Genomic DNA, 25532 nt, shown 5'->3' with positions numbered 1-25532 from the left:
CCAGGGTAGCGATTCCGACGAATCAGGCAAGAACCCCTGGCGGTGAGAAGCCCGGCACCGTGACCGCGTGGCCCCAGGGGTGGCGGGGTGCGGAGAGAGATCGGCTGCGGTCACGGTGCCGGGCGGATGGAGGGGGTGCCCCGCCCGGTGGCGGGGCACCCCGGCTCTGGTGCGGCCGCCTACGGCCGGTCGACCGCCGAGTCGACCAGGTGGCCCTGGTAGGCGGGGGTGGTGAGGAACGGCGGGAAGTCGTCCTGGAGGGCGACCTGGCGGAAGATCGCCGCCGCGTCCTCGATCCGGTTCCCGGGCTCCTGCGGCAGGTCGGCGACCACGTCGAGCAGGATCGCGTCGACCCGCTCGCGGGTCACGGGCTCCTGGTCGTCGTCCGTCACCGTGCCGGAGGCGATCCACTGCCACACCTGCGACCGTGAGATCTCGGCGGTGGCGGCGTCCTCCATGAGGTTGTCGAGCGCCGCAGCCCCGGTACCGCGGAGCCAGGCGTCGAGATACCGGACGGCGACCGAGACGTTGGACCGCAGGCCCGCCGACGTCACCGTGGCCCCGCCCCGGCGGGCCGACGCGACGTCGAGCAGCTCGTGCTGCCCCACGGCGACGTCGTCCCGCAGGCGGGACACCTGGTTCGGAGCGTCCCCGAGCACCGCGTCGAACTCGGCGAGGGCCACGGGGATGAGGTCGGGGTGCGCCACCCACGTGCCGTCGAACCCGTCGCCGGCCTCGCGCCGCTTGTCGGCGGCCACCTGGGCGAACGCGCGCTCGGTGACCTCCGGGTCGCGGCGGTCGGGGATGAACGCGCTCATGCCGCCGATGGCGTGCGCCCCGCGCCTGTGGCACGTGGCCACGAGCAGCTCGGTGTACGCGCGCATGAACGGCGCCGTCATGGTGACCTGTGCGCGGTCCGGGAGCACGTACGACTCCCCGCGGGTGCGGAAGCACTTGATCACCGAGAACAGGTAGTCCCAGCGTCCCGCGTTCAGGCCCGCGCAGTGGTCGCGCAGCTCGTAGAGGATCTCCTCCATCTCGAACGCCGCGGGCAGCGTCTCGACGAGCACCGTCGCACGGATCGTGCCCCGGGGGATGCCGAGGGCGTCCTGCGCCACCTCGAACACCTCGTTCCACAGCCGCGCCTCTCGGTAGCCCTCGAGCTTCGGCAGGTAGAAGTACGGCCCGCGCCCGCGGGCGATGAGCTCGGCCGCGTTGTGGAAGAAGTACAGCCCGAAGTCCACGAGGCTGCCCAGGGCGTTGCTCGTGATGCCGTGCGCGTCCGTGTAGCGCAGGTGGGCCTCGTCGAGGTGCCAGCCGCGCGGCCGGAACACGATGGTGGGCAGGTCCGCGATGTCCGCCGACCGCAGCCGGTACTCCTTGCCCGCCTCGTTGGTGAAGGTGAGCGTGCCACGGATCGCGTCGTGCAGGGCGAGCTGCCCCTCCACCACGTTGGGCCACGTGGGGCTGGAGGCGTCCTCGGCGTCGGCGAGCCAGCACCGGGCCCCGGAGTTGAGCGCGTTGATGGTCATCTTCGGGTCGGTGGGACCTGTGATCTCGACGCGCCGGTCCTCGAGGCCGGGGGCGTTCCGCGAGCCGGCGACCCGCCAGTCGGGGTCGTCGCGCACCGGCCGGGTGGAGGCCCGGAAGTCGGGGTCGGTGCCGTCCGCGATGTCCTGACGCCGGAGCTGGCGCTGCGCGATCAGCTCGTCGCGCGCGGCGTCGAACCGGTCGTGGAGCAGGGCCAGGAACCCGAGGGCCTCGGGCGTGAGGATCTCTTCGTACCGGGGGCCGACGGGGGCCGTCACGGTGATCACGCCGCGGCGGGCGCCGGTGCCGGAGGCCCCCACGCCGCCGCCCAGCAGCGTGCGCGGTGCGGAGCCGCGGGCCGCCGTCGTCGGAGCGGACGCCGTCCGCGACGGCGGGGTGCCGAGGCCGGCCAGGCCGGCGTCGGGGTCGTAGGGGCTGGTGCCCTGGGCGCGGGTGTCGATCGTGGCGGTCATCAGAACTGCGCCGTCTCGGTCGAGCCGGCCAGCGCGGTGGTCGCGGAGTCCGGGTTGAGGGCGGTGGCCACGCGGTCGAAGTAGCCGGTGCCGACCTCGCGCTGGTGGCGCGTGGCGGTGTAGCCGCGCTCCTCGGCGGCGAACTCGAGCTCCTGCAGCTTCACGTAGGCCGACATCTGCTCGCGGGCGTAGCCGTGGGCCAGGTCGAACATCGAGTAGTTCAGGGCGTGGAAGCCGGCCAGCGTGATGAACTGGAAGGTGAAGCCCATGGCGCCCAGCTCGCGCTGGAACTTGGCGATCGTGTCGTCGTCGAGGTGCTTCTTCCAGTTGAACGACGGTGAGCAGTTGTACGCCAGCATCTGGTCCGGGTGGTCGGCCTTGACGGCCTCGGCGAACGTGCGCGCGAGCTCCAGGTCCGGCGTGCCGGTCTCCATCCAGATCAGGTCGGAGTAGGGCGCGTAGGCCTTGGCGCGGGCGATGCACGGCTCGATGCCGTTGGTGACCTTGTAGAAGCCCTCGCTGGTGCGCTCGCCGGTGATGAACGGGCGGTCACGCTCGTCGACGTCGGAGGTGATCAGTGTCGCCGCCTCGGCGTCGGTCCGGGCGATCACGACCGACGGGACGTCGGCGACGTCGGCGGCCAGGCGCGCGGCGTTGAGGGTGCGGATGTGCTGCTGGGTGGGGATGAGCACCTTGCCGCCCAGGTGGCCGCACTTCTTCTCCGAGGCGAGCTGGTCCTCCCAGTGCACGCCCGCGGCGCCCGACTGGATCATCGACTTCATCAGCTCGTACGCGTTGAGCGGCCCGCCGAACCCGGCCTCGGCGTCGGCCACGATCGGCGCGAGCCAGTCGCGGGTCGGGGCGCCGTTCTCGGCGACGTCGATCTGGTCGGCGCGCAGCAGGGCGTTGTTGATGCGGCGCACCACGGCCGGCACCGAGTTGGCCGGGTAGAGGGACTGGTCCGGGTAGGTCTGGCCCGCGAGGTTGGCGTCGCCGGCCACCTGCCAGCCGGACAGGTAGATGGCCTGCAGCCCGGCCTTGACCTGCTGCACGGCCTGGTTGCCGGTCAGCGCCCCGAGGGCGTTGATGTAGTTCTCCTCGTGCAGCTGGCGCCAGAGACGCTCGGCCCCGCGCCGGGCGAGCGTGTTCTCCTCGCCCACGGAGCCGCGCAGGGCGACGACGTCCTCGGCGGTGTAGGTGCGCTCGACGCCGGCCCACCGGGGGTCGGCCGCCCAGGACTCGCGCAGCTCGTCGGCGGTCTGCACCTGGTCGCCGGCGCGGACGGAGTTCGCCGCCGGCACCGCGGTCGTCGCGGACGTGGTCGCCTCGGACGTGGGGTTGATCGTGGGTGCGCTCATGGCGGTTCTCCTCCTCGGGACGGAACGTGGTCACCGCGTCTGCCGGTGACGTGATACGACCTTCGGCCTCCGCGAAGCCCCTTCACAAGCGAATCCCGGCAGAAGATCTCGGGTTCTTCTGTTGATCGGAAGGTGTCGCGTATGTCACCCTCGGGCATGGCATCTTCCGTCGGCGCACGCAGAACCGCGCGAAACTCCGCTTCCTCGCGTCCTACGCAGAGCGGTCAGAACCTCGTGGTGACGGTTCCGGACGGCGAGCCCGACGCGCTGACGATCGGCCGCCGCATCCGCCACCTGCGCACGAGCAAGGGCATGACCCTCGACGACCTCGCCACGGCCATCGACCGGGCCCCGTCGCAGGTCAGCACGCTGGAGAACGGGAAGCGCGAGCCGAAGTTCTCCCAGCTGCAGGCCATCGCGCGGGCGCTCGGCGCGAGCGTGGACGACCTGCTGTCGGCCGAGCCGCCGTCCGAGCGGGACGCGCTCGAGATCGAGCTGGAGCGTGTGCAGCGCGGGCCGCTGTTCGCCTCGCTCGGCATCGAGGGCGTGCGCATCGGCAAGTCGCTGCCGCACGACGCGCTGTCCACCATCCTGGCGCTGCACCGGGAGCTCGAGCGCCTGCACACCGAGCGTGCGGCCACCCCCGAGGAGGCCCGCCGGGCCAACGCCGAGCTGCGCGACGACATGCGCGCCCGGGACAACTACCTGCCCGAGCTGGAGCAGGTCGCCAAGGGGCTGCTCGCCGACGTCGGCCACACCTCCGGCCCGCTGCCGCAGCGGATGGCCGCGGAGATCGCCGCGCACCTCGGGTTCACGCTGCACTACGTGGGCGACCTGCCGCACTCGACGCGCTCCGTGATCGACACCCGCAACCGCCGCGTGTACCTGCCGTCCAAGGGGTTCCGCGGGCGGTCCAACACCCGGTCGGCGCTGCTCCAGGCGCTCGCCTCGCACGTGCTGGACCACACGGAGCCGCGCCACTACGGGGAGTTCCTGCGCCAGCGGGTCGAGGCGAACTACCTGGCGGCGGCGCTCATGGTGCCCGAGAAGCCGGGCGTGAAGTTCCTCCGCGAGGCCAAGGACGAGCGCGCCATCGCCATCGAGGACCTGCGCGACGCGTTCGGGGTGTCGTTCGAGACCGCGGCGCACCGGTTCACCAACCTCGCCACGCGGCACCTGGGCATCCCGGTGCACTTCATGAAGGTCCACGAGTCGGGGATCCTGCACAAGGCGTACGAGAACGACGGCGTCCGGTTCCCCGCGGACGCGCTGGGCGCGGTCGAGGGTCAGCACGTCTGCAAGCGGTGGACGGCGCGCCAGGTGTTCGACGTCGAGGACCGGTTCAACCCGTACGCGCAGTACACGGACACGCCGTCGGGCACCTACTGGTGCACCTCGCGCGTGGAGAACACCTCGGACGGCGCGTTCTCCGTGTCGGTCGGCGTGCCGTTCGCGCACGTCAAGTGGTTCTCGGGACGAGAGACCACGGTGCGGACGGCGTCGTCCTGCCCGGACGAGTCGTGCTGCCGCCGTCCGCCCGCGGACCTGATCGAGAAGTGGGGCGACTACGCGTGGCCCTCGGCGCGGCCGCACGCGTCGATGCTCGCCGCGATGCCCTCGGGCGCGTACCCGGGCGTGGAGACCACGGAGGTCTACCGGTTCCTGGAGCGGCACGCTCCCGAGGGATGAGTGCGGCACGCTCCCGAGGGATGAGTGCGGCACGCTCCCGAGGGATGAGTGCGGCACGCTCCCGAGGGCTGAGGCGTCAGCAGCCGCTGACCTTGTCGAACACCCCCTCTGACGTCTCGCGCAGCGTGGTCGTCGTCGCGTTGCCCTGGCCCAGGTAGTCCAGCGAGCCGACGGCGTAGAACGGGTTGTACGGGTCGATGCCGTACGACGTGGCCCGGCCCGCGGCCCGGTGCTGCGCGTTGGTGGCCGACCCGCAGTACAGGCCGGGTTCGGTGGGCGGGTCCGTCGGCGGGTCGGTGGGCGGGTCGGTGGGTTCGGCGGACCGGTCCACGCGGCGGTTGGTGTCGAAGAAGAAGTCCGTCACATACGCGGGGTAGTTGACCGAGCTCGTCGAGATGTACGAGCCGCCCGGGCCGCCGCCGGCCGGCCACGCGTGGCCCACGTTCGTGTTGGCGATCAGGGAGACGCGCGGTCCCGCGGCGTCGGACCACAGGGTGCCGGTGCCCGCGGTGTTGCTGCCGGGCAGCCCCGCCAGGGAGAACGAGGACTGCGTCGTGGCGCCGTAGATATCCGCCATGACCTGCGCGTTCAGGGTGTTGTACCCGGTCGCGACGGTGGTGTCGGACGAGCCGTAGACTACCGACGTCACCTGCGTGCCGAAGCCCGGCGACCCGGTCGAGGCGAAGTTGCGGCAGACGGTGGTGGCCTGCGCCCTGGTGGTCGCCACCGACCCGATCTGGCCCGACGTGGTGCCGACCGTGGGGCCGGCGTCGATCCCGATCCCGGCGAACACGTCGGGCGCGAGGCAGCCCATGACCATGGTCTCGCCGCCGCCGGACGAGAGCCCGGAGAGGTAGACCTGGTGGGGGTCGATGTCGAGGGAGGCGTCGCCGAGCAGGTCGTCGACGAGCTGGAGCAGGTTGTCGTCGTGCCGTGCCGGGTTGGCCCGCGAGTGGGACGTGTCGTAGTAGTCCCAGCAGCCGAGCAGCACGCCGCCGTTCGGCGCGGCGGGCACGGCCACGACCATGCCGTGCTCGTCGGCGGTGGCCGCCCAGTTCCCGCCGTTCCTCAGGGTGGTCGCCGTCTGCACGCAGCCGTGCAGGGTGATCATCAGCGCGCGTCCTGCGGCCAGGGCGGGCGGCGTGGTCGGCACGTAGAGCTGCGTGGTCATGCCGCCGGCCGTGCGGGAGGACCAGGCGCCGGCGGCGACGGACTGAGCGGACCCGGCAGGTCCGCCGGGCGGTCCGGCGGTGGCGGTCGCCACCGCGGGCGGTGTGAGCAGCGCGGCGAGGATCGCCGCGGTCCAGACGAGCGCGCGGCGGCCGGGTCGGCCGGGCGGGCGCGGATGCGGGTGTGTCATGTCGAACCTCCACGTCGAGGTCGTGCTGCCCGAGGCGCTCCGATGCGCGGGGTCAGCCGGACATCGGGGACATTAGGTGCGACCTGAATCACCTGTCAACAGCGGGCCGAGCAGGGTTCGTCCGCCGCACGGGTTGACACGAGATGCCCGCCTCGTCCAGTATCTCCGCAACCTGAATCGCCTCTCAGGTTTGGGCGACGGAGCCCGCACCCCACGAGCGGCGACCACCCGAAGAAGGGCAGTGTCATGCGGACGAGGAAGTCCCTCCTGGCCGTCGCCGCCGCGGCGGCGACCGGCCTGGCGCTCGCGGCGTGCGCGCCGACCGCCGCGACCACCGGCGGCAGCGACGACGACGGCGCCGCGCCGGTCGACGTCGGCATCGTCTACTCGGAGTCCGGGCCGCTCGCCGCCTACGGCGCGGCCTACAAGGAGGGGTTCGAGGCGGGCCTCGACCACGCCACCGGCGGCACCGGGACGGTGGCCGGCCACGAGATCACCGTGACCTACCACGACGACGCGGGCGACCCGGAGAAGGCCGTCTCGCAGGCCAAGGACCTGATCGGCAAGGGCTACCAGATCCTGGCCGGCACCGTGGTCTCGGGCGTTGCGCTGCCCCTGGCCGAGCAGGCCGAGCAGAACAAGGTGCTGTACGTGTCCGGCCCAGCGGCCGTCGACACGCTCACCGGCATCAACCGGTACACGTTCCGCAGCGGCCGGCAGTCCCTGCAGGACGTCGCGGCGGCGGGCACCTTCGTGGACCCGCAGGGCGCGAAGGTCGTCGTGTTCGCCCAGGACAACGCCTTCGGGCAGGGCAACCTCGCCGCGGTGGAGGGAGTGCTCGGCGAGCAGGGCGCCGAGGTCTCCTCGGTGCTGGTGCCCGAGGACGCCACGGAGTTCACGCCGTTCGCCAAGAAGGTGCTCGACGCGCAGGCGGACATGGTCTTCGTGGCCTGGGCCGGCGCCACGACGGGCGCCATGTGGCAGGGCCTGGACCAGCAGGGCGTGCTCGACGAGACCACCGTGGTCACCGGCCTGGGCGACGTCGCCACCTACGGCGCCTACGGCGACGCGGCCGAGAAGGTCAGCTTCCTCAACCACTACTTCCCGGGCGCGGCGGGCACCGAGACCGAGACCGTGATGCTCGACGCCGTCGAGGCGGCCGGCGGAACGCCCGACCTGTTCACGCCCGACGGCTTCGTGGCCGCGCAGATGATCGTGCACGCGATCGAGGAGGGTGCCGGGGACGTCGAGGCCATGGTCGACGCGCTGGAGGGGTACACGTTCGAGGGCCCCAAGGGCGAGACCACGGTGCGCGCCTCCGACCACGCGCTCGTCCAGCCGATGTACCAGGCCAGGCTGGTCGAGGACGGCGACACGTGGGCACCGGAGCTCGTCGAGGTCATCGACGGCGAGTCCGTGGCGCCGGCCGAGGTGACCGGCTAGTGGCGGCGGGTGGCGAGCCGGTCCTCGAGGTCACGGGGCTCGGGCTCACGATCGGCGGGGCGCGGATCCTCTCCGGGATCGACCTCACGGTGGGGCGCGGCGAGCTGGTGGGCGTCATCGGCCCCAACGGTGCGGGCAAGACGACGCTGTTCAACCTGGTCAGCGGCATCTACCGGCCCACGAGCGGCCGGGTGCTGCTGGCGGGCCGGGACGTCACGGCGGCGTCCGTCGCGGTGCGCGCCCGGGCCGGGCTGGGCCGGACCTTCCAGACGTCCAGCCTGTTCCCGCGCCTGTCGGTCGCCGAGAACGTGCGGCTCGCCACCCAGCGCCGCCGCGGCGGCAGCCTCTCGGTGCTCAGCTTCCCCCGGCGCGGCGACGCGGCGTCGGCGGAGGCGACCGAGCACCTGGCCACGGTGGGTCTGACCCACCGGGCCGACGCCGCGGCCGGCGACCTGTCCCACGGCGACAAGCGCAAGCTCGAGATCGCCGTGCTGCTGGCCATGGACTCCTCCGTGGTGCTGCTCGACGAGCCCATGGCCGGCGTCGCGACGGGCGACGTGGCCGGGCTCGTCGAGGTGATCCGGGCCATCAACGCGTCCGGGCGCACGGTGCTCATGGTGGAGCACCACATGGACGTGGTGCTCGGCCTCGCGGACCGGGTCGCGGTGCTGCACCACGGCGAGCTGCTCACGTGCGACGTCCCGGAAAAGGTCATGGCGGACGAGACCGTGCAGTCGGCCTACCTGGGCACGACGGCGGGCACGACGGCAGGGAGCGCGGCATGAGCGGGCCGAACGTGCTGGAGGTGCGCGGCCTGTCCGCGCGCATCGCCGGCCAGGAGGTGGTGCACGACGTGTCGTTCGAGGTACCGGCCGCGGGCGTCACCGCGGTGCTGGGCCGCAACGGCGTGGGCAAGACGTCGACGCTGCGCGCGGTCCTCGGCCTCGTCGAACGCTCGGGCGAGGTGCTGCTCGACGGCGTCCGCGTCGACGGCGAGCGCACCGACCGCATCGTGCGCCGCGGCGTCGGCTACGTGCCCGAGGACCGCGAGGTCTTCGCGGGGCTCACTGTCGCGGAGAACCTGCGGCTCGCGCACCGGGCGGGCCCCGGTGGCACGACGGCGGAGCACCGCGCGCTCGTCGACGCCCTGTTCCCGGACCTGGCCACCCGGGCGGCGCAGCGCGCCGGCACGCTGTCCGGCGGCCAGCAGCAGATGGTGTCCCTGGCGCGGGCGCTGCTCAACGACAACCGCATCCTGCTCGTGGACGAGCCCACCAAGGGGCTCGCGCCCCGGATCGTCGGCGAGGTGGCCGAGGCGCTGGCCGCCGCCGCGCGGACCGTACCGATCCTCCTCGTGGAGCAGAACCTGCAGGTCGTGGAGCGGCTCGCGGACCGCGTCGTGGTGATCGACGCCGGCCGGGTGGTGCACACGGGCCCCGCACGCGACCTGCTCGACGACGCCGACCTGCTGCAGCGCCTGCTGGGCGTGCACGCCGAGACGGAGGCCGCCCGATGAGCACCCTGATCCTGCTGCTCGCCACCGGTCTCGGCCTCGGCGGGCTCTACTTCCTCGTCGCCTCGGGCCTGTCCCTGATCTACGGCCTGATGGGGGTGCTCAACTTCGCGCACGGGTCGTTCCTCACGCTCGGCGCGTTCGTCGGGCTCGCGGCGGGCAACCTCGTCGGCGCGGGCACGTGGGGCGGGCTGCTGCTCGGCCTCGTGGTGGGCGCGCTCACCGGCGCGGCCGCCGCGACCGCCACCGAGCTCGGGCTGATCCGCCCCCTCTACGACCGGCACATCGAGCAGGTGCTCGTCACCGTGGGGCTGTCGCTCGCCACCGTCGCGCTGTTCGAGGGCATCTGGGGCCCCAACCCCCGCAACGTCACCCGGCCCGGGTGGCTCGCCTCGACCACCGACGTGCTGGGCGCCCGCGTGCCCAACACCGCGTTCCTCAACGTGCTGGCCGGGGCCGTGGTGCTCGGCGGGATCGTCGCGTTCCTGCGGTACACCCGCTACGGCCTGATCATCCGGGCCGGGGTGGAGAACCGCGCCATGGTCACCGCGCTGGGCATCGACGTGCGGCGCGCGTTCACGCTCGTGTTCGCCGTCGGCGGGGCGGCCGCGGGCCTGGGCGGCGTGCTCGCCACCCAGTCGCTCAACTACGTCTCGCCCCACATGGGCGCGAGCCTGCTGATCTTCGCGTTCATCGTCACCGTGATCGGCGGCATGGGCTCGCTGACCGGCGCGGCGGTGGCCTCCGTCGTCGTCGCCGTGCTGCAGCAGCTCGCCAACTTCTACCTGAACAACACGGGCGACCTCATCGTCGTCCTGCTCCTGGCGCTCGTGCTGCTCGTGCGCCCGTCCGGACTGCTCGGGAGGCCCGCATGAACCGCACCCGCACGCTGCTCGGCGCGCTCGGCACGCTCGTGCTCCTCGCCTGCCTGCCCCTGCTCGCCCTGCCCGTGCCCGGCGTGCTGCCGGGCTACACCTACGAGCCCGGCTCCCTCCAGCTCCTGGCCCTGTGCTGGCTGACGGCGGCGCTCGCGCTCTCCTACCACCTGCTGTTCGGGCTCGCGGGCCTGATGAGCTTCGGGCACGCCCTGTACTTCGCGGCCGGCACCTACGGCCTCGCGATCGTGCTGGACCGCACCGACGTCCCGCTCCTGCCCGCCGCCGCCCTGGTGCTCGTGGGCGGCATCGCGCTGGCGTTCGTGGTCGGCGCGGTGTCGCTGCGCGTCACCGGGATCTCCTTCGCCATGGTCACGCTCGCGTTCGCGCAGGCCGGCAACGTGCTCGTGCGCCGCGACCAGGGGGACCTGACCGGCGGCGAGGAGGGCCTCGCGCTCGCCACCGCCGGCGTGCCGGACGCCCTGGTCGGCGTGGTCAACACCCGCAACCTGTACTGGCTGGCGCTCGCGGTGCTCGTGCTGGTCTACCTGGTGGTGCTGTGGATCGAGCGCAGCCGGGCCGGGCACATGGCCGCCGCGGTGCGGGAGAACGAGGTGCGCGTGCGCATCATCGGCGGCCGACCCTACCTGACCAAGCTCGTCGTGTTCGTGCTGGCGGCGTCGCTCGCGACCGTCGTGGGCATGGCGTACCTGCTGCTCCAGTCGGGGGCGTCGCCGGCCACGTCGACGGCGGACTTCACGCTGACGCTGCTGGTCATGGTGGTGCTGGGCGGGGTCGGGTCGCGGTGGGGGGCCGTGGTCGGGGCGGTGCTGTACACCGTGCTCGACCAGCGGCTCGCCGAGCTGGCGCACTCCGACGCGGTGGCCGGGCTGCCCGCCGTGCTGCGCATCCCGCTGTCGGAACCCATGTTCCTGCTGGGCACGTGCTTCATCCTGGTCGTGATCTTCCTGCCCGGCGGGCTGGCGGGGGCGGCCGAGCGGCTGGCCGCGCGCCGCCGGCCCGTACCCGAGGGGGCCGCCGCATGACGGACCTGCACACCCTGGGCCGCTGGCCCCGCGACCGCGCCCTGGCCACGCCCGACCGCGTGGCCGTGGACGACCGCGGCGTCACGCTGACCTACCGCGCCCTGGAGGAGCGGGCCACGGCCCTGGCCGCCCGGTTCCGCGCCGCGGGCTACGGCGTGGGGGACCGGGTCGCGACGGTGACGGGGAACAGCTCGGACCAGGTGGTCCTGTTCTTCGCGTGCGCCAAGGCCGGGCTGGTGCTCGCGCCGCTGTCGTGGCGGCTGTCGCCGCACGAGCTCGCGGCGCAGCTCGACCGGGCCGACCCGGCCCTCGTGCTCGTCGCGGAGGAGTGCGGCACCCTCGCCGACGCCGCGCTGGAACGGCTGCCGCTGCCGCCGTCGCGCACGGCGCTCGGGCCGCACGGCGTGGAGGCGCGGGTACCGCCGCCCACGCGGCGGAGCCTCGCGGAGCCGCCGCCGAGCCGCGCGGTGCACGACGACGACCCGCTGCTGCTGGTGTTCACGTCCGGCACGGGCGGGACGTCCCGCGGCGCGCTGCTGACCCACGCCAACTGCTTCTGGAACAACCTGTCCCTGTCCCGCACCGTGGAGCTGACCAGCGCGGACGTAGTGCTGTCCGTGCTGCCGCAGTTCCACGTGGGCGGCTGGAACATCCAGCCGCTGCTGGCCTGGTGGACGGGTGCGACGGTGGTGCTGGAGCGCACCTTCGAGCCGGAGCGCGTGCTGCGCCTGGTGGCCGACCGGCGCGTGACCACGATGATGGGCGTGCCCACCAACTACCTGCTGCTCGCCGAGCACCCCGGGTTCGCCGCGGCCGACCTGAGCTCCCTGCGCCACGCCGTGGTGGGCGGCGCGCCCATGCCCGAACCGCTGCTGCGCGCCTGGCACCGCCGGGGCGTGGCGCTCACGCAGGGCTACGGCCTCACCGAGGCGGGACCCAACGTGCTGTGCCTGCCCGACGACGTCGCGCGCGACCGCGCCGGTTCCGCCGGGGTGCCCTACCCGCACGTCGAGGTGGCGGTGGCCGACCCGGTCACGGGCGAGCACCTCGCCGGACCGGCGACCGGCGAGCTGCTGGTGCGCGGACCGAGCGTGTTCGCCGGCTACTTCCGGGACCCGGAGGCGACCGCCGCGTCCTTCGCGCGCGGCTGGCTGCGCACCGGCGACCTCGTGGAACGCGACGCGGACGGCTACTACCGGGTGGTCGACCGGCTCAAGGACGTGTTCATCACGGGCGGCGAGAACGTCACGCCCGCCGAGGTCGAGGCCGTGCTGCGCCGGCACCCCGCGGTGGCGGACGCCGCCGTCGTCGGGGTGCCGGACGACCGGTGGGGCGAGGTGGGCCACGCGTTCGTGGTGCCGCGCGGCGGCCGGCTGACCGACGCCGACGACCTGGAGGCGTTCTGCCGCCGCGAGCTGGCGGGCTACAAGGTGCCCCGGCACTTCGAGCTCGTGCCCGACCTGCCACGCTCGTCCCTGGACAAGGTGGTGCGCTCCGCGCTCGCCCCGGAGCGACCCGACCACGACCACGACACCATCGAGGAGGCCCGGTGAGCACCATCTCCCGCCCCAGCGCGACCGAACCCGCCGAACCGACCGGCAAGCGCCTCACGAAGGGCGAGCGCACCCGGGCGCGGATCCTGGTGGCCGCCGAGCAGGTCTTCGCCGACCTGGGCTTCCACGACGCGTCGATCGTGAAGATCACCGAGGCCGCAGGGGTCGGCCAGGGCACGTTCTACCTGTACTTCACCTCGAAGATCGAGGTGTTCGACGAGGTGGTCGAGGACCTCAACCGGCGCGTGCGGCACGCCATGATCGAGGCGTCCTCGCAGGCGGAGACCCGGATCGAGGCCGAACGGGCCGGCTTCCGCGCGTTCTTCCGGTTCACGGCCGAGCACCCGGCGCTGTACCGGATCGTGCGGCAGGCGGAGTTCGTGTCGCCGGGTGCCCTGCGCCTGCACTACACGCGGATCGTCGAGGGCTACCGCGACGGCCTCGCGACAGCGCAGGCTGCCGGGGAGGTCGGCGACATCGACCCCGAGGTCGCCGCGTGGGCGCTCATGGGCATCGGCGAGATCGTGGGCATGCGGTGGGTCCTGTGGGGCCCCGACGTCGCGCCCGGCGGCCCGACGTCGGCAGTGCCGCCCGAGGTGTTCGAGCAGGCCATGACGTTCATCGAGCGGGCGCTCGCGCCCGGCAGGGCGGGGGAGGAGCGACCGTGAGCATCGTCGACCAGGTGGAGGCCACCGGCTCGCACACCTACGCCGCCCGCGACGTCGCGGTGGCGGGCGGCCCGCTGCGCGTGGGCGTCTGGGAGCCGACGGCGCCCGCCGCGACCGGGCCCGACGGCGAGCCGCTGCCCGCCGTCGTGCTGGTGCACGGCATCACCGCCTCCCACCGGGCGTGGCCCGCCGTCGCGGCCGCGCTGCCCGGACGCCGCGTGGTGGCACCCGACCTGCGCGGACGCGGCCGCAGCAACGGACTGCCCGGCCCGTACGGCATGGCCGCGCACGCCGACGACGTCGCCGCCGTGGTCCGCGCGCTCGCCGGGGGACCGGCCGTGGTGGTGGGGCACTCGATGGGCGGGTTCGTCTCGCTGGTGCTGACCCACCGGCACCCGGAGCTCGTGTCCCGGCTCGTGCTCGTGGACGGCGGCCTGCCCATCCCGCTGCCCCCGGGCGTGCCCGCCGACGCGACGCCGGAGGAGCTGGTGGGCGCGCTGCTCGGGCCTGCCCTGGAGCGGCTCACCCAGACCTTCGACAGCCCCGAGGCCTACCGCGAGTTCTGGCGGGCGCACCCGGCGTTCGCCGAGTGGTCCCCCGTGGTGGAGCAGTACGTGGACTACGACCTGGCGGAGCATCCGGCCGCGGCCGGTGGCGACCCGGTGCTCCGGCCGTCCACCTCGCCTGGCGCCGTCGCGGCGGACTCCGCGGACTCCGCGCGCGGCGCGGCGCTGCCGGGCGCGCTCGCCTGGGCCGCCGAAGCGGACCTGCCGGTCACCTTCCTGCGCGCGCCGCGCGGGCTGCTCGACCAGCCGGGCGGCATGTACCCCGCGGAGGCCGTCGCCGAGTGGGAGGGGCACCTGCCGCACCTGACCGCGCGCGAGGTGCCCGGCGTGAACCACTACACGATCATCATGGCCGAGCCGGGCATCTCGGCGGTCGTGGAGGCGGTCGGGCCCTGACCCGGCGGCGGGCCGGAGGCGCGCGTCAGGCGCTCGCCGCCCGGCCCAGCATCGCGGCGCGCTGCCGGTTCATCTCCCCGGCCAGGGCCTGCACCACCGCGGCGACCGCGGGCCGCCGCCAGGACTCGCTGCGCACCACGGCCCAGTAGGGCAGCCGCTCGGTGACCTCGTCGGGCAGCAGGCGCACGAGGTCGGGGTGCCGGTCGGCCATGAAGCACGGCAGGAACCCCAGCCCGGCGCCCGCGCGCGTGGCCTCGACGTGCACGAACACGTTCGTCGAGGCCAGCGCATCCTGCATGCCCGGCACGAGCCGCCGGGGCACGTCGAGGTCGTTGACCTGGAGCATCGAGTCCACGAAGTAGACCAGCCCGTGCCGGGACAGCTCGGCGACGCTCGTCGGCGTGCCCTGGCGCTCCAGGTAGTCGCGCGCCCCGTACATGCCCAGCACGTACTCGCCCAGGCGCAGGGCCTTGGCCTGCTGCACCTTCGGCTCGCCGACGACGACGTCGATGTCCACCCCGGACCGGTGGTGCGTGGCCACGCGCGTGACGGTGACGAGCTCCACGGACAGCTCGGGGTGCTCACGGCGCAGCCCGGCGATCGCGGGCGAGGCCACGTAGGCGCTGAACCCGTCGGTCGCCGTCATGCGCACGACGCCGGTGACCGGGTCCGCCTCGGCGTCCCCCGCGACCAGGCGGTCGACGGCCTCCGAGACGGCCTCGCCGGCCCGCGCCGCCCGGCGGCCGAGCGCCGTCAGCTCCCAGCCGTCCGCACCGCGTACCAGGAGCTTGCCGCCCAGGGCGCGCTCGAGCGCCGCGACGTTGCGGGCGACCGTCGTGTGGTTGACGCCGAGCGCCTGCGCAGCGGTCGTGTAGCGGCCGGTGCGGGCCACCTCCAGGAGCACCAGGAGCTGGTCGGCCACCTGGCCCGGCGGGTCGGTGCGGGCGGGCATGTCGCGACCGTACCAAGGCCGGATGTGCATCCGTGCACATCGCGTCTGCCCACTTCGTCATTGCTGCGCACACCGCGGCCGGGAACACTCGGGCACGTCATCGGTGGCGAGGCGGGCCCACCGGCCCCTCGCCTCCCTCGTGTCAGAGTCGACACCTAGGAGCAGCAGCATGTCTGCACAACAGACCCCCGCACCGGAGGACCGGTCGCTGATCCGGCGCATCGTCGCCGCCTCGATGGCCGGCACGGTCGTCGAGTGGTACGACTTCTTCCTCTATGCGACCGCCGCGGCGCTCGTGTTCAACAAGGTGCTGATGCCGGAGACGGGCAACGCCTACGACGCGATCATCGCCGCCTTCGTGACCTATGCCGTCGGGTTCGTCGCGCGGCCGCTCGGCGGCGTGATCTTCGGCCACCTGGGCGACAAGCTCGGCCGCAAGCACACCCTGCAGCTCACCATCCTGCTCATCGGCGCGGCGACCGTGCTCATGGGCTGCCTGCCAACGTTCCAGCAGGTGGGCTTCGTCGCGCCGGCGCTCCTCGTCGTCCTGCGCTTCGTGCAGGGGGTCGCGCTGGGCGGGGAGTGGGGCGGCGCCGTCCTGCTCGTGGCCGAGCACAGCCGCGACGACGAGCGGGCGCGCTGGACCGCGTGGCCGCAGGCCGGTGTGCCCGTGGGCAACCTCCTGGCGACCGTCGTGCTCTACGCCATGTCGGGCCTGCTGACCGACGCCGCGTTCCTCGCCTGGGGCTGGCGCGTCGCGTTCTGGCTGTCCGCCGTCGTCATCGTCGTGGGCTACTACGTGCGCACCCGGGTCTCCGACGCGCCCATCTACGAGGAGGCGAAGGCCGAGATCGACGAGGGCGCCCAGGGCTACGGCGTGCTCGAGGTCGTCCGGCGCTACCCGCGCGGCGTGCTCACCGGCATGGGCCTGCGGTTCGCCGAGAACATCCTGTACTACCTCGTGGTCAGCTTCTCGATCGTCTACCTCGGCACCGCGCTCGGCATGGACACCACACGCATCCTCGGCGTCGTCGCCACCGCGCACGCCTTCCACTTCGTCGTGATCCTCGCCGTGGGGCGGCTGGCCGACCGCGTCGGCCGCAAGCCGGTCTACGTCACGGGCGCCGTGCTCGGCGCGACCTGGTGCTGGTTCGCCTTCCCGGCGATGGACACCAGGAACTCCTGGGTCATCCTCGGCGTCCTGGCGGCCGGGCTGCTCTTCCACGCCCTCATGTACGCCGTGCAGCCCGCGACCATGGCCGAGATGTTCCCGACCCGGATGCGGTACTCCGGCGTCTCGATCAGCTACCAGGTGACCTCGATCGTCGCCGGCTCGCTGGCTCCCATCCTCGCCACCACCTGGCTCAAGAACACCGGCTCGTGGTGGCCCACCGCCGTCTACATGGCCGTGGCCGCCCTCATCACGCTCGTCGCGGCGCTGGCGCTGCGCGAGACGAAGGGCGCGTCGCTGCACGCCCTCGACGCCGAGGACCAGGCGCGCGAGCGCGCGGCGGCGGGAGGCCGGGCATGAACGCCTCGTTGACGGGCCGGCGGGCGCTGGTCACGGGCGGAGCGAGCGGGATCGGCGCGGCGTGCGCGCGCGAGCTGGCCGCGCGGGGCGCCCACGTGACCGTGGCCGACGTGGACGGCGACGGCGCCAAGGCCGTCGCGCAGGAGGTGGGCGGCGAGGCGTGGGTCGTGGACCTCTCCGACACGCGGGCGCTCGACGACCTGCGGCTCGACACGGACGTGCTCGTGAACAACGCGGGCATCCAGCGGGTCAGCCCGCTGCAGGACTTCGTGCCCGACGACTTCCGTCTGGTGCACCGCATCATGCTGGAGGCGCCGTTTCTGCTGGTGCGCGCCGCGCTGCCCGGCATGTACGAGCGGGGCTGGGGGCGGGTGGTCAACATCTCGTCGGTGCACGGGCTGGTGGCGTCGCCGTTCAAGTCGGCGTACGTGTCGGCCAAGCACGGGCTCGAGGGGCTGTCCAAGGTGACGGCGCTCGAGGGCGGCGAGCACGGGGTCACCAGCGTGTGCGTCAACCCGGGGTACGTGCGCACACCGCTCGTGGAGAAGCAGATGGCCGAGCAGGCGCGCGTGCACGGCATCCCGGAGTCCGAGGTGCTGGCCCGGGTCATGCTCGCCGAGTCCGCGGTGAAGCGCCTGGTGGAGCCGCACGAGGTGGCCGCCCTGGTGGGCTGGCTCACCGGCCCGGACGCCGCGATGGTGTCCGGCGCGTCCTGGACCATCGACGGCGGCTGGAGCGCACGATGACCCGGGGCGTCCGGGGTGTGACACTGGCACATGGCACGACGTGCCGGGACCGACGAAGGAGTCAAGGATGACTGGAGCACGCACCGGGTTCGACAAGGTGGTCGCGAGCGCGGCCGAGGCGGTGGCCGACATCCCCGACGGCGCCTCGCTCGCCGTGGGTGGCTTCGGGCTGTGCGGCAACCCGATCGCACTGATCGAGGCGCTGCTGGCGCAGGGCACCACGGGCCTGTCGGTGGTGAGCAACAACTGCGGCGTCGACGACTGGGGTCTGGGCGTGCTGCTGTCGGCCCAGCGCATCGCGAAGATGACCAGCTCCTACGTGGGCGAGAACAAGGAGTTCGAGCGGCAGTTCCTCTCGGGTGAGCTCGAGCTGGAGCTCACCCCGCAGGGCACGCTCGCCGAGAAGCTGCGCGCCGGCGGCGCGGGCATCGCAGCCTTCTTCACGCGCACGGGCGTCGGCACGCAGGTGGCCGACGGTGGCCTGCCGCGCAAGTACGACGGCGCCGGCGGCGTGGCGATCGCCTCGCCGCCCAAGGAGGTGCGCACCTTCGGCACCGACGGCGCCGAGTACGTGCTGGAGGAGGCGATCAGCACCGACTTCGCGCTCGTGCACGCCCTGCGGGGCGACCGGCACGGCAACCTCGTCTTCAACAAGTCCGCGCGCAACTTCTCGCCGCTCGCCGCGATGGCGGGCCGCGTCTGCATCGCCCAGGTGGAGGAGCTCGTCGAGCCGGGAGAGATCGACCCGGACACCGTGCACCTGCCGGGCGTGTACGTGCACCGCGTGGTGCACGTCGGCACCGACATCGAGAAGCGGATCGAGCGGCGCACGGTGGCCGCGCCGTCGTCGGCCGCGACCCCGAAGGAGGCCTGAACCATGGCACTGACGCGACACGAGATGGCCGCGCGCGCCGCGCGCGAGCTGGCCGACGGCATGTACGTGAACCTGGGCATCGGGCTGCCCACGCTCGTGCCCAACTACGTGCCCGAGGGGCGCCACCTGGTGCTGCAGTCCGAGAACGGCATCCTCGGGGTGGGGCCGTACCCCACCGAGGACGCCGTGGACCCCGACCTCATCAACGCGGGCAAGGAGACGGTGACGCTGCTGCCCGGCTCGTCGATCTTCGACTCCGCCACGTCGTTCGGCATGATCCGTGGCGGCAAGATCGACGCGGCGATCCTCGGCGGCATGCAGGTGTCGGCCACGGGCGACCTGGCCAACTGGATGATCCCCGGCAAGATGGTCAAGGGCATGGGCGGCGCCATGGACCTGGTGCACGGCGCCGGCCGGGTCATCGTGCTCATGGAGCACGTGGCGCGCGACGGGTCGCCGAAGATCCTGCGCGAGTGCTCGCTGCCCCTGACCGGCAAGGGCGTGGTGAACCGCATCATCACCGACCTGGCGGTGCTCGACGTGACGCCGTCCGGCCTGGTGCTGCGCGAGCTCGCCCCCGGGGTGACGGCCGAGGAGGTCGTGGAGAAGACCGAGCCGGACCTCACCGTCGAGCTCGTCGAGCCGGTGGGCTGACCGGGCGTCAGGACGCGGATACGCTGGGAAGAACGGCCAAAGGAGGTCTCATGAGTGACGCAGGTACCGCCCCGACGGGTGCCACGAGCACTGGTCCGGGCGCCACGGGTGGTCAGGGCGCGGCACCCCGCGCGGACGACGTGGTGATCGTCTCGGCGGCGCGGACGCCGCAGGGGCGGCTGAAGGGTTCGCTGGCGACGCTGAGCGCCGTCGAGCTGGGCGCGGTGGCGGCCCGCAAGGCGCTGGAGGATGCAGGAGCGCTCGCGGCGGACGTGGACACCGTGGTGTTCGGCCAGGTGATCCAGGCGGGCGCGGGACAGAACCCCGCGCGGCAGACGGCGGTGGCGGCGGGCGTGTCCTGGGACGTGCACGCCGTGACGGTGAACAAGGTGTGCCTGTCCGGTCTGACGGCGATCATCGACGGCGCACGCCTGCTGCGCACCGGCGAGGCGTCGGTGGTGCTGGTCGGTGGCCAGGAGTCGATGACGAACGCCCCGCACCTGCTGCCGGGCGCGCGCGCCGGGTTCGGCTACGGATCGGCAGAGCTGCTGGACTCCGTGGCGCACGACGCCCTGACCGACGCGTTCGACGACGTGTCGATGGGCATCTCGACCGAGGAGCACAACACGGGCGACGTGTTCGTCTCGCGCGAGGAGCAGGACGCGATCGCGGCGGCCTCGCACCAGCGAGCGGCCGCGGCGGCCAAGGACGGGTACTTCGAGGCGGAGCTCGCGCCGGTGTCGGTGCCGCAGCGCCGCGGCGAGCCCGTCGAGGTGCGCACCGACGAGGGCGTGCGCCCGGACACGACCGCGGAGTCGCTCGCGCGGCTGCGTCCGGCGTTCCGGAAGGACGGCACCCTGACGGCGGGCAACTCGTCGCAGATCTCCGACGGCGCCTCGGCGCTCGTGCTCACCACGCGGGAGCGGGCCGAGGCGGCCGGCGTGCCCGTGCTGGCGACGGTGCGCGCGCACGGCCAGGTGGCCGGCCCGGACAACTCGCTGCACTCCCAGCCCGCGCGGGCCATCGCCCGGGCGCTGGAGCGGCAGGGCTGGTCGGCCTCGGACCTCGACCTCGTGGAGATCAACGAGGCGTTCGCGGTCGTGGTCGGCGTGTCCGCCAAGGAGCTGGGCGTGCCGCTGGACCGCGTCAACGTGCACGGCGGTGGCATCGCGCTGGGGCACCCGGTGGGGGCGTCCGGCGCGCGCATCGCGGTGCACGCGGCCCACGAGCTGGCCCGCCGCGGTGGCGGCCGTGCTGCGGTCGGCCTGTGCGGGGGTGGCGGCCAGGGCGAGGCCCTCCTCCTGGAGCTCCCGCCGAAGTAGAACTGTGGCGAAGTAGAACCGTGGCGAGATAGAACGCCGGCGAGATAGAACGCTGGCGAGGTAGAACGCTGGCGCACCACTCGCGCGCCAGCGTTCTACCTCGCCAGCGTTCTATCTCGCCACAGTTCTACTTCGGCGGGGTGGGGGGCTGGTCAGTGGGTCTCGCGGTCCTTCGCGTCGCCGATGTAGTCGCGCACCTCGTCCTCGCGGCCGTCCAGGTTCATGTCCGTCGTCCGGGCCTTGCGGGCGTCCCAGCGCAGGGACACGCTGCCCAGGATCGCGGCGAGCACCGACCCGCCCAGGATCGCGATCTTGGCGCCGTCCGTGTGCTCCGAGTCGCCGAACGACAGCTCGCTGATCAGCAGCGACACGGTGAACCCGATGCCGGCCAGCAGCCCGACCGGCAGCAGGTCGCGCACGCCGATCCCGTCGGGCAGGCGCAGCGGCGTGAGGCGGGTGACCAGGGCCGTCGTGCCCAGCACGCCCACGAGCTTGCCGATCACCAGGCCGCCGGCGATGGCCGCCACCACGGGCTGGCCGATCACGGCGGCCGGGCCGCCGCCGTCGACCAGGGAGACGCCCGCGGCGAAGAACGCGAACACCGGCAGCGCGATGCCCGACGAGACGGGCCGGAGCCGGTGCTCGTACCGCGTGGTGCGCGACACCGCCTCGCCGTGCCGGGCGATCGCCGGCACGGTGAAGCCGAGCAGCACGCCCGCGATTGTCGCGTGCACGCCGGAGGAGTGCATCAGCGCCCACGCGACGACGGCGAGCGGGACCAGCACGAACCACCGCGGCCGGCGCGAGCGCACGTGCCAGGCGAACAGCGCCACGCAGACCAGGGTGCCGAGCAGCGACAGCCAGTGGATCTCGCTCGTGTAGAAGATGGCGATCACGACGATCGCCAGCAGGTCGTCCACGACGGCGAGCGTCAGGAGGAACGTGCGGATCGCCGACGGCAGCCCTCGGCCGAAGATCGCCAGCACGCCCACCGCGAACGCGATGTCGGTGGCGGTGGGGATGGCCCACCCGTGCAGGGCGCCGGGCTCGCCGAGCGCCAGCACGGTGCCCACGTAGATCAGGGCGGGGACGGCCATGCCGCCCACCGCGGCGATCATCGGGACGCCCGCTTCCTTGGGGTTGCGCAGGCTCCCGGCGACGAACTCCTGCTTGAGCTCGACGCCCACCACGAAGAAGAAGATCGCGAGGAGGCCGTCGGCGGCCCAGGTCGCGAGCGACAGGTCGAGGTGCACGGGCAGCGGGCCGATCGCGGCCGGGCCGACCACGGTGCCGGACAGGCTCTCGTACGCGTCGCGCCACGGCGAGTTGGCCCACAGGAGCGCGAGGAACGCGGCGCCGATCAGGAGCGCGCCGCCCGTGGTCTCGCGGGATGCCCAGGCGCGCAGGCGCTGGATCCGGGTGGGGGCAGGGGTGCTACCGGACAAAGGTCGTCCTCTCGGGTGGGGTCGGCTGAACCGGACCGGTCGACCCGGTCCACGCCGACCAGACTTCCCGGCACTCCCTGGGCCTCACCCTACAGGCGGCCGCACGGAGCGCCGTGGCCGGCCTTACGCCGCGTCGTCCGCGCAGGCGGCGCGCAGCTTGGTGATCGTGTTCCAGTTCCGTGCCGTCGTCGGCGCGCCGACCGCCCGGTCGATCACGGCCGACGTGAGCCGGGAGCGGCCGATGCCGTCCGCGTAGTGCACGTACAGCACGCCCGCGGCGGTCGCGAGCAGCTCCCGGCCCGCGTTGGCCAGGTCGAGCCGGGCCACGGCGGCCTCGTCGAGCGCGCCGAGGGGCACGTGCACCTGGAGGTGGGACGGGTCGTCGCGGGCCGCGGCCGGGAAGGGGTTCGCCCGGGCGATGTCCTCCAGCTGCGCGGCACTCAGCCCGACGGCGGCCACGGGCCGGCCGAGCCGCTCGGTCAGCCTGTCCTGCACCAGGCGGGCGGCCTCCGCCGGACCGTCCGCCCCCGAGGTGCCGGGCGTGGCCACGAGGTTGCCGCTGTTCAGGAGGGTCCGTGGGTCGCCGAGGCCGGCGTCGTCGGCGGCGTCGCGCAGGTCCGCGGACGTGACGCGCAGACCGGGCCCGATGTTGACCGCGCGGAGCAGGATCGCGAGATGAGCCATGCGTCCCATCCTGCACGTACGGCGCGCCTCTCAGCGAGTTTTGCGATTCCTTGACGTGCGGGCGAAGCCATTGCCACTGTGTGAACACTTCGTGACAACTTGCGACCCGCCGGGGGCAAACCCTGGCCACGCGATGACAGGGCGCGTAGTTTCCACTCCAGGGACGGCACCCAGTCGCCCCTTCGGGAGGCCAACCTATGGAGTGCTCGCTCCGTGGAGAAGGGCCGGCCCCGGCTCTGCGCCACGACGCGACGCGCCGAGCCGGTCGCCCGGCCCATCCACCAGCCCCGGTGTCGCCGGGTCGGGTCCGCCGGCAGGCGGTACCCGCCAGGTAACGACCAGGCTGTCACGGCGTTTCGGCGCCGGAGGGAGAGCCGCAGTGAGCCATTCCGCACACACCACACGTCCGTCCGACCAGAGTGCCGACGCCGCTGCCGGCGCGGCAGGTGACGAACGCAGGACCTTCGTCATCGACACGTCAGTGCTGTTGAGCGACCCGAAGGCGATGTTGCGGTTCGCGGAGCACGACGTCGTCCTCCCCATCGTCGTGATCACGGAGCTGGAGGCCAAGCGTCACCACGCGGAGCTCGGGTACTTCGCCCGGAGCGCACTGCGGATGCTGGACGGGCTGCGGGTGCAGCACGGCCGGCTCGACTCGCCCGTCCCGGTCGGGGACGCGGGCGGCACCCTGCGCGTGGAGCTCAACCACGTGGACCCCACCGTCCTGCCCGCCGGGTTCCGGCTGGGGGACAACGACACCCGGATCCTCGCGGTGGCCGCCAACCTCGCCGCCGAGGGCAGCAGCGTCACCGTGGTCTCGAAGGACCTGCCGATGCGCGTGAAGGCATCCGCGGTGGGCCTGCAGGCCGAGGAGTACCGGGCCGAGCTCGCCGTGGACTCCGGCTGGACCGGCATGCGGGAGATCGACCTCTCCGACGAGCAGATGGGCTCGCTGTGGGAGAACGAGTCCGTCGAGATCGCCGCCCTGGACCCGGCGACGGTCGAGGCGGCCGAGCCGCTCCTCGTCCACACCGGCATGGTGGTGCACTCGCCGGGCGGTTCGGCGCTCGGCCGCGTGACGGCGGACAAGCGCGTGCGGCTGGTGCGCGGCGACCAGGAGGTGTTCGGCGTGCACGGGCGCTCGGCCGAGCAGCGCGTGGCGATCGACCTCCTGCTGGACGAGGAGATCGGCATCGTCTCGCTCGGCGGGCGTGCCGGCACCGGCAAGTCGGCGCTCGCCCTGTGCGCCGGCCTGGAGGCCGTGCTGGAGCGGCAGCAGCACCGCAAGGTGGTCGTGTTCCGGCCGCTGTACGCCGTCGGCGGGCAGGAGCTGGGCTACCTGCCCGGCAACGAGTCCGAGAAGATGAACCCGTGGTCGCAGGCCGTCTACGACACGCTCGGCGCCCTGGTCTCGCCGGCCGTGGTCGAGGAGGTCATCGCCCGCGACATGCTCGAGGTGCTGCCGCTCACCCACATCCGCGGGCGGTCCCTGCACGACTCGTTCGTCATCGTCGACGAGGCGCAGTCGCTGGAGCGCAACGTGCTCCTGACCGTGCTCTCCCGGATCGGGCAGAGCTCGCGGGTGGTGCTCACGCACGACGTGGCGCAGCGGGACAACCTGCGGGTGGGGCGGCACGACGGCGTCGCCGCCGTCATCGAGGCGCTCAAGGGGCACCCGCTGTTCGCCCACGTGACCCTGACCCGGTCGGAGCGGTCGCCCGTGGCGGCGCTGGTGACCGACATGCTGGAACGCCTGGACGTCTGACCGTCGGGACGGACGCCAGTGGCCCGGGCCGTCTCGACGGCCCGGGCCACAGGCACCTCGTGGTACTGCCGCCGCGCGAGGAGCGCGCCGCCGGACGGAACCCCCCAGCCCCGCAGTCCCGCGGCGCGCCTCCCGATGCGTGCAGCGCGAGACTACCAGAATTAGGTAAGCCTAACCAAAGAGATTCGGGAGGCGTGTCCGCGCGGAGTCTCAATTCGGTTGTGTCTCCCTTGTCGGATATAGCATCTGGGGCATGCTCATTGCCGAAGACTTCCTGCTGCTCGCCGTCGACGACGAGACGGGCAAGACCGCCAACGTCGACAACCTGGGCGTTCGCCTCGCCGGCGCGCTCCTGGCCGACCTCGCCGACGCGCGCAAGACCCTGCTGCGGGGTGCTCCGGAGGCCGGGGCCACCAAGGAGGAGCGCGAGAAGGCCGGTGACGCCACGATCATCGTCACCGACAACACCCCGACGGGCCACGTCGCCCTGGACGCCGCGCTGCAGTCCGTGCTCGCCACGCCCGACGCCCCGGCGCGCAAGGTCGTCGAGGCGATCTCGAAGGACGCCGAGGAGAACCTCCTGGCCGCGCTCGTGGAGCGGGGCATCCTGGAGAAGGAGGAGTCCAAGCTCTTCCGCATGCTCCCCGTGACCCGCTGGCCGGCCGCCGACTCGAGCCACGAGACCGCGCTGCGCGCCAACCTCACCAAGGTGCTGGTCGACGGCGCGGAGCCGGACGAGCGCACCGCCACCCTGATCTCCCTGCTGCACGGCTCCGGCCTCATCTCCGGCCTGGTCGGCAAGGAGCAGCGCAAGGTCGCCCAGGAGCGCGCCGAGGAGATCGCCGGCAGCGAGTGGGGCGTCGCCACCGTCGCCACGCAGGTCGCCATCGCGGCCTCGGTCGCCGCCGTCGCCACGGTCGGCGCGGCGGTCGCCGCCGCCGTCATCCTGCAGGCCACGAAGGAGGGCGCCGAGGCGGCGGCCCCGGTCGAGGCCGCTGCGCCCGCCGAGACGCCCGCGGTCTGACGCCGGTCATCCGCACCAAAGAGCGCCTGCCCCGATCCCGGTTCCGGGAGCGGGGCAGGCGCTTC

The 25532-nt window shown here is 73.2% G+C and carries 22 protein-coding genes; 16 read left to right on the top strand and 6 right to left on the bottom strand.

All coding sequences use genetic code 11. The annotated features are described in order from the left end of the window. Window positions 1-179: 179 nt before the first annotated feature. Together aceB and aceA are read right to left on the bottom strand one after the other, a co-directional pair. Window positions 180-2003 carry a malate synthase A gene (aceB, locus tag APR03_RS02315; protein ID WP_253832322.1) on the bottom strand — a complete coding sequence of 608 codons (1824 nt, stop codon included), beginning with the start codon at window positions 2001-2003 and terminating at the stop codon, window positions 180-182. Beyond that, window positions 2003-3361 carry an isocitrate lyase gene (aceA, locus tag APR03_RS02310; protein WP_253832320.1) on the bottom strand — a complete coding sequence of 453 codons (1359 nt, stop codon included), beginning with the start codon at window positions 3359-3361 and terminating at the stop codon, window positions 2003-2005. The genes aceB and aceA overlap by 1 nt, the downstream gene beginning before the upstream one ends. Window positions 3362-3517: 156 nt before the next feature. Here aceA and APR03_RS02305 point away from each other — a divergent pair, with 156 nt between their 5' ends. After that, on the top strand, window positions 3518-5050 hold the full coding sequence (locus APR03_RS02305; protein ID WP_372494733.1) for a helix-turn-helix domain-containing protein: 1533 nt from the start codon (window positions 3518-3520) through the stop codon (window positions 5048-5050). A 76-nt stretch (window positions 5051-5126) separates the two neighbouring features. On the opposite strand, the gene APR03_RS02300 is transcribed toward APR03_RS02305, so the two are convergent. Beyond that, the gene (locus tag APR03_RS02300; protein WP_253832316.1) at window positions 5127-6410 is read right to left on the bottom strand and encodes an extracellular catalytic domain type 1 short-chain-length polyhydroxyalkanoate depolymerase; all 1284 of its coding nucleotides are present in this window, start codon (window positions 6408-6410) and stop codon (window positions 5127-5129) included. A gap of 246 nt (window positions 6411-6656) precedes the next feature. On the opposite strand from APR03_RS02300, the gene APR03_RS02295 reads away from it, so the two are divergent. From APR03_RS02295 to APR03_RS02260, 8 genes are read left to right on the top strand one after another with little or no spacing between them, the layout of a single operon-like run. Beyond that, window positions 6657-7853, top strand: coding sequence for a substrate-binding domain-containing protein (locus APR03_RS02295; protein ID WP_253832315.1), 1197 nt, complete (start codon window positions 6657-6659; stop codon window positions 7851-7853). Next, window positions 7853-8638, top strand: coding sequence for an ABC transporter ATP-binding protein (locus APR03_RS02290; RefSeq protein ID WP_253832313.1), 786 nt, complete (start codon window positions 7853-7855; stop codon window positions 8636-8638). Before APR03_RS02295 ends, APR03_RS02290 begins: the two co-directional genes overlap by 1 nt. Beyond that, the gene (locus APR03_RS02285) at window positions 8635-9369 is read left to right on the top strand and encodes an ABC transporter ATP-binding protein (RefSeq protein ID WP_253832311.1); all 735 of its coding nucleotides are present in this window, start codon (window positions 8635-8637) and stop codon (window positions 9367-9369) included. Before APR03_RS02290 ends, APR03_RS02285 begins: the two co-directional genes overlap by 4 nt. Next, window positions 9366-10241 carry a branched-chain amino acid ABC transporter permease gene (locus APR03_RS02280; protein WP_253832309.1) on the top strand — a complete coding sequence of 292 codons (876 nt, stop codon included), beginning with the start codon at window positions 9366-9368 and terminating at the stop codon, window positions 10239-10241. The genes APR03_RS02285 and APR03_RS02280 overlap by 4 nt, the downstream gene beginning before the upstream one ends. Beyond that, window positions 10238-11287 carry a branched-chain amino acid ABC transporter permease gene (locus tag APR03_RS02275; protein WP_253832307.1) on the top strand — a complete coding sequence of 350 codons (1050 nt, stop codon included), beginning with the start codon at window positions 10238-10240 and terminating at the stop codon, window positions 11285-11287. The genes APR03_RS02280 and APR03_RS02275 overlap by 4 nt, the downstream gene beginning before the upstream one ends. Then, the gene (locus APR03_RS02270; protein WP_253832305.1) at window positions 11284-12840 is read left to right on the top strand and encodes a class I adenylate-forming enzyme family protein; all 1557 of its coding nucleotides are present in this window, start codon (window positions 11284-11286) and stop codon (window positions 12838-12840) included. The genes APR03_RS02275 and APR03_RS02270 overlap by 4 nt, the downstream gene beginning before the upstream one ends. A gap of 5 nt (window positions 12841-12845) precedes the next feature. Continuing rightward, a complete protein-coding gene (locus APR03_RS02265) occupies window positions 12846-13508 on the top strand; it encodes a TetR/AcrR family transcriptional regulator (RefSeq protein ID WP_253832700.1) in 663 nt (220 codons plus the stop codon). Then, the gene (locus APR03_RS02260) at window positions 13505-14470 is read left to right on the top strand and encodes an alpha/beta fold hydrolase (RefSeq protein ID WP_253832303.1); all 966 of its coding nucleotides are present in this window, start codon (window positions 13505-13507) and stop codon (window positions 14468-14470) included. The genes APR03_RS02265 and APR03_RS02260 overlap by 4 nt, the downstream gene beginning before the upstream one ends. A 25-nt stretch (window positions 14471-14495) precedes the next feature. Here APR03_RS02260 and APR03_RS02255 read toward each other — a convergent pair whose 3' ends face one another. Next, window positions 14496-15422: a LysR family transcriptional regulator gene (locus APR03_RS02255; protein ID WP_253832301.1), complete on the bottom strand. Its 927-nt coding sequence runs from the start codon at window positions 15420-15422 to the stop codon at window positions 14496-14498. A 169-nt stretch (window positions 15423-15591) separates the two neighbouring features. Between APR03_RS02255 and APR03_RS02250 the strand changes: the two genes are divergently transcribed. From APR03_RS02250 to APR03_RS02230, 5 genes are all read left to right on the top strand, one after another. After that, window positions 15592-16953, top strand: coding sequence for an MFS transporter (locus APR03_RS02250; protein WP_253832299.1), 1362 nt, complete (start codon window positions 15592-15594; stop codon window positions 16951-16953). Further along, entirely contained in the window at window positions 16950-17699 is a 750-nt protein-coding gene (locus APR03_RS02245) for a 3-hydroxybutyrate dehydrogenase (protein WP_253832297.1), read from the top strand. The genes APR03_RS02250 and APR03_RS02245 overlap by 4 nt, the downstream gene beginning before the upstream one ends. A 67-nt stretch (window positions 17700-17766) precedes the next feature. Then, window positions 17767-18573, top strand: a complete 807-nt coding sequence (locus APR03_RS02240) for a CoA transferase subunit A (protein ID WP_253832295.1) — start codon at window positions 17767-17769, stop codon at window positions 18571-18573. Window positions 18574-18576: 3 nt separating this feature from the next. After that, on the top strand, window positions 18577-19227 hold the full coding sequence (locus APR03_RS02235; RefSeq protein WP_253832293.1) for a CoA transferase subunit B: 651 nt from the start codon (window positions 18577-18579) through the stop codon (window positions 19225-19227). A gap of 140 nt (window positions 19228-19367) precedes the next feature. Further along, window positions 19368-20549, top strand: coding sequence for an acetyl-CoA C-acetyltransferase (locus APR03_RS02230; protein WP_253832698.1), 1182 nt, complete (start codon window positions 19368-19370; stop codon window positions 20547-20549). A gap of 152 nt (window positions 20550-20701) precedes the next feature. On the opposite strand, the gene nhaA is transcribed toward APR03_RS02230, so the two are convergent. Both nhaA and APR03_RS02220 read right to left on the bottom strand, forming a co-directional pair. After that, complete coding sequence (gene nhaA, locus APR03_RS02225; RefSeq protein WP_253832291.1) at window positions 20702-21994, bottom strand: Na+/H+ antiporter NhaA; 1293 nt, start codon at window positions 21992-21994, stop codon at window positions 20702-20704. Between the two features lie 123 nt (window positions 21995-22117). Continuing rightward, a complete protein-coding gene (locus APR03_RS02220; protein ID WP_253832289.1) occupies window positions 22118-22678 on the bottom strand; it encodes a DUF1697 domain-containing protein in 561 nt (186 codons plus the stop codon). A 505-nt stretch (window positions 22679-23183) separates the two neighbouring features. Here APR03_RS02220 and phoH2 point away from each other — a divergent pair. Beyond that, entirely contained in the window at window positions 23184-24443 is a 1260-nt protein-coding gene (gene phoH2, locus APR03_RS02215) for an RNA 5'-3' helicase PhoH2 (protein WP_253832696.1), read from the top strand. A 253-nt stretch (window positions 24444-24696) separates the two neighbouring features. Beyond that, a complete protein-coding gene (locus APR03_RS02210) occupies window positions 24697-25467 on the top strand; it encodes a GOLPH3/VPS74 family protein (RefSeq protein WP_253832287.1) in 771 nt (256 codons plus the stop codon). Window positions 25468-25532: the final 65 nt, after the last annotated feature.

Source organism: Promicromonospora thailandica, assembly GCF_024171955.1.
Classification (GTDB): Bacteria; Actinomycetota; Actinomycetes; order Actinomycetales; family Cellulomonadaceae; genus Promicromonospora; species Promicromonospora thailandica.
Note: the sequence above shows the minus strand (reverse complement) of the source record. Positions and strands in the feature narration are given on the sequence as shown.

What these genes read in the sequence shown, in the direction of transcription:
- aceB (WP_253832322.1), bottom strand. Translation starts at nt 2,003, where the DNA reads ATGACCGCCACGATCGACACCCGCGCCCAGGGCACCAGCCCCTACGAC.
- aceA (WP_253832320.1), bottom strand. Translation starts at nt 3,361, where the DNA reads ATGAGCGCACCCACGATCAACCCCACGTCCGAGGCGACCACGTCCGCG.
- APR03_RS02305 (WP_372494733.1), top strand. Translation starts at nt 3,518, where the DNA reads ATGGCATCTTCCGTCGGCGCACGCAGAACCGCGCGAAACTCCGCTTCC.
- APR03_RS02300 (WP_253832316.1), bottom strand. Translation starts at nt 6,410, where the DNA reads ATGACACACCCGCATCCGCGCCCGCCCGGCCGACCCGGCCGCCGCGCG.
- APR03_RS02295 (WP_253832315.1), top strand. Translation starts at nt 6,657, where the DNA reads ATGCGGACGAGGAAGTCCCTCCTGGCCGTCGCCGCCGCGGCGGCGACC.
- APR03_RS02285 (WP_253832311.1), top strand. Translation starts at nt 8,635, where the DNA reads ATGAGCGGGCCGAACGTGCTGGAGGTGCGCGGCCTGTCCGCGCGCATC.
- APR03_RS02280 (WP_253832309.1), top strand. Translation starts at nt 9,366, where the DNA reads ATGAGCACCCTGATCCTGCTGCTCGCCACCGGTCTCGGCCTCGGCGGG.
- APR03_RS02275 (WP_253832307.1), top strand. Translation starts at nt 10,238, where the DNA reads ATGAACCGCACCCGCACGCTGCTCGGCGCGCTCGGCACGCTCGTGCTC.
- APR03_RS02270 (WP_253832305.1), top strand. Translation starts at nt 11,284, where the DNA reads ATGACGGACCTGCACACCCTGGGCCGCTGGCCCCGCGACCGCGCCCTG.
- APR03_RS02255 (WP_253832301.1), bottom strand. Translation starts at nt 15,422, where the DNA reads ATGCCCGCCCGCACCGACCCGCCGGGCCAGGTGGCCGACCAGCTCCTG.
- APR03_RS02250 (WP_253832299.1), top strand. Translation starts at nt 15,592, where the DNA reads ATGTCTGCACAACAGACCCCCGCACCGGAGGACCGGTCGCTGATCCGG.
- APR03_RS02245 (WP_253832297.1), top strand. Translation starts at nt 16,950, where the DNA reads ATGAACGCCTCGTTGACGGGCCGGCGGGCGCTGGTCACGGGCGGAGCG.
- APR03_RS02240 (WP_253832295.1), top strand. Translation starts at nt 17,767, where the DNA reads ATGACTGGAGCACGCACCGGGTTCGACAAGGTGGTCGCGAGCGCGGCC.
- APR03_RS02235 (WP_253832293.1), top strand. Translation starts at nt 18,577, where the DNA reads ATGGCACTGACGCGACACGAGATGGCCGCGCGCGCCGCGCGCGAGCTG.
- APR03_RS02220 (WP_253832289.1), bottom strand. Translation starts at nt 22,678, where the DNA reads ATGGCTCATCTCGCGATCCTGCTCCGCGCGGTCAACATCGGGCCCGGT.
- phoH2 (WP_253832696.1), top strand. Translation starts at nt 23,184, where the DNA reads ATGTTGCGGTTCGCGGAGCACGACGTCGTCCTCCCCATCGTCGTGATC.
- APR03_RS02210 (WP_253832287.1), top strand. Translation starts at nt 24,697, where the DNA reads ATGCTCATTGCCGAAGACTTCCTGCTGCTCGCCGTCGACGACGAGACG.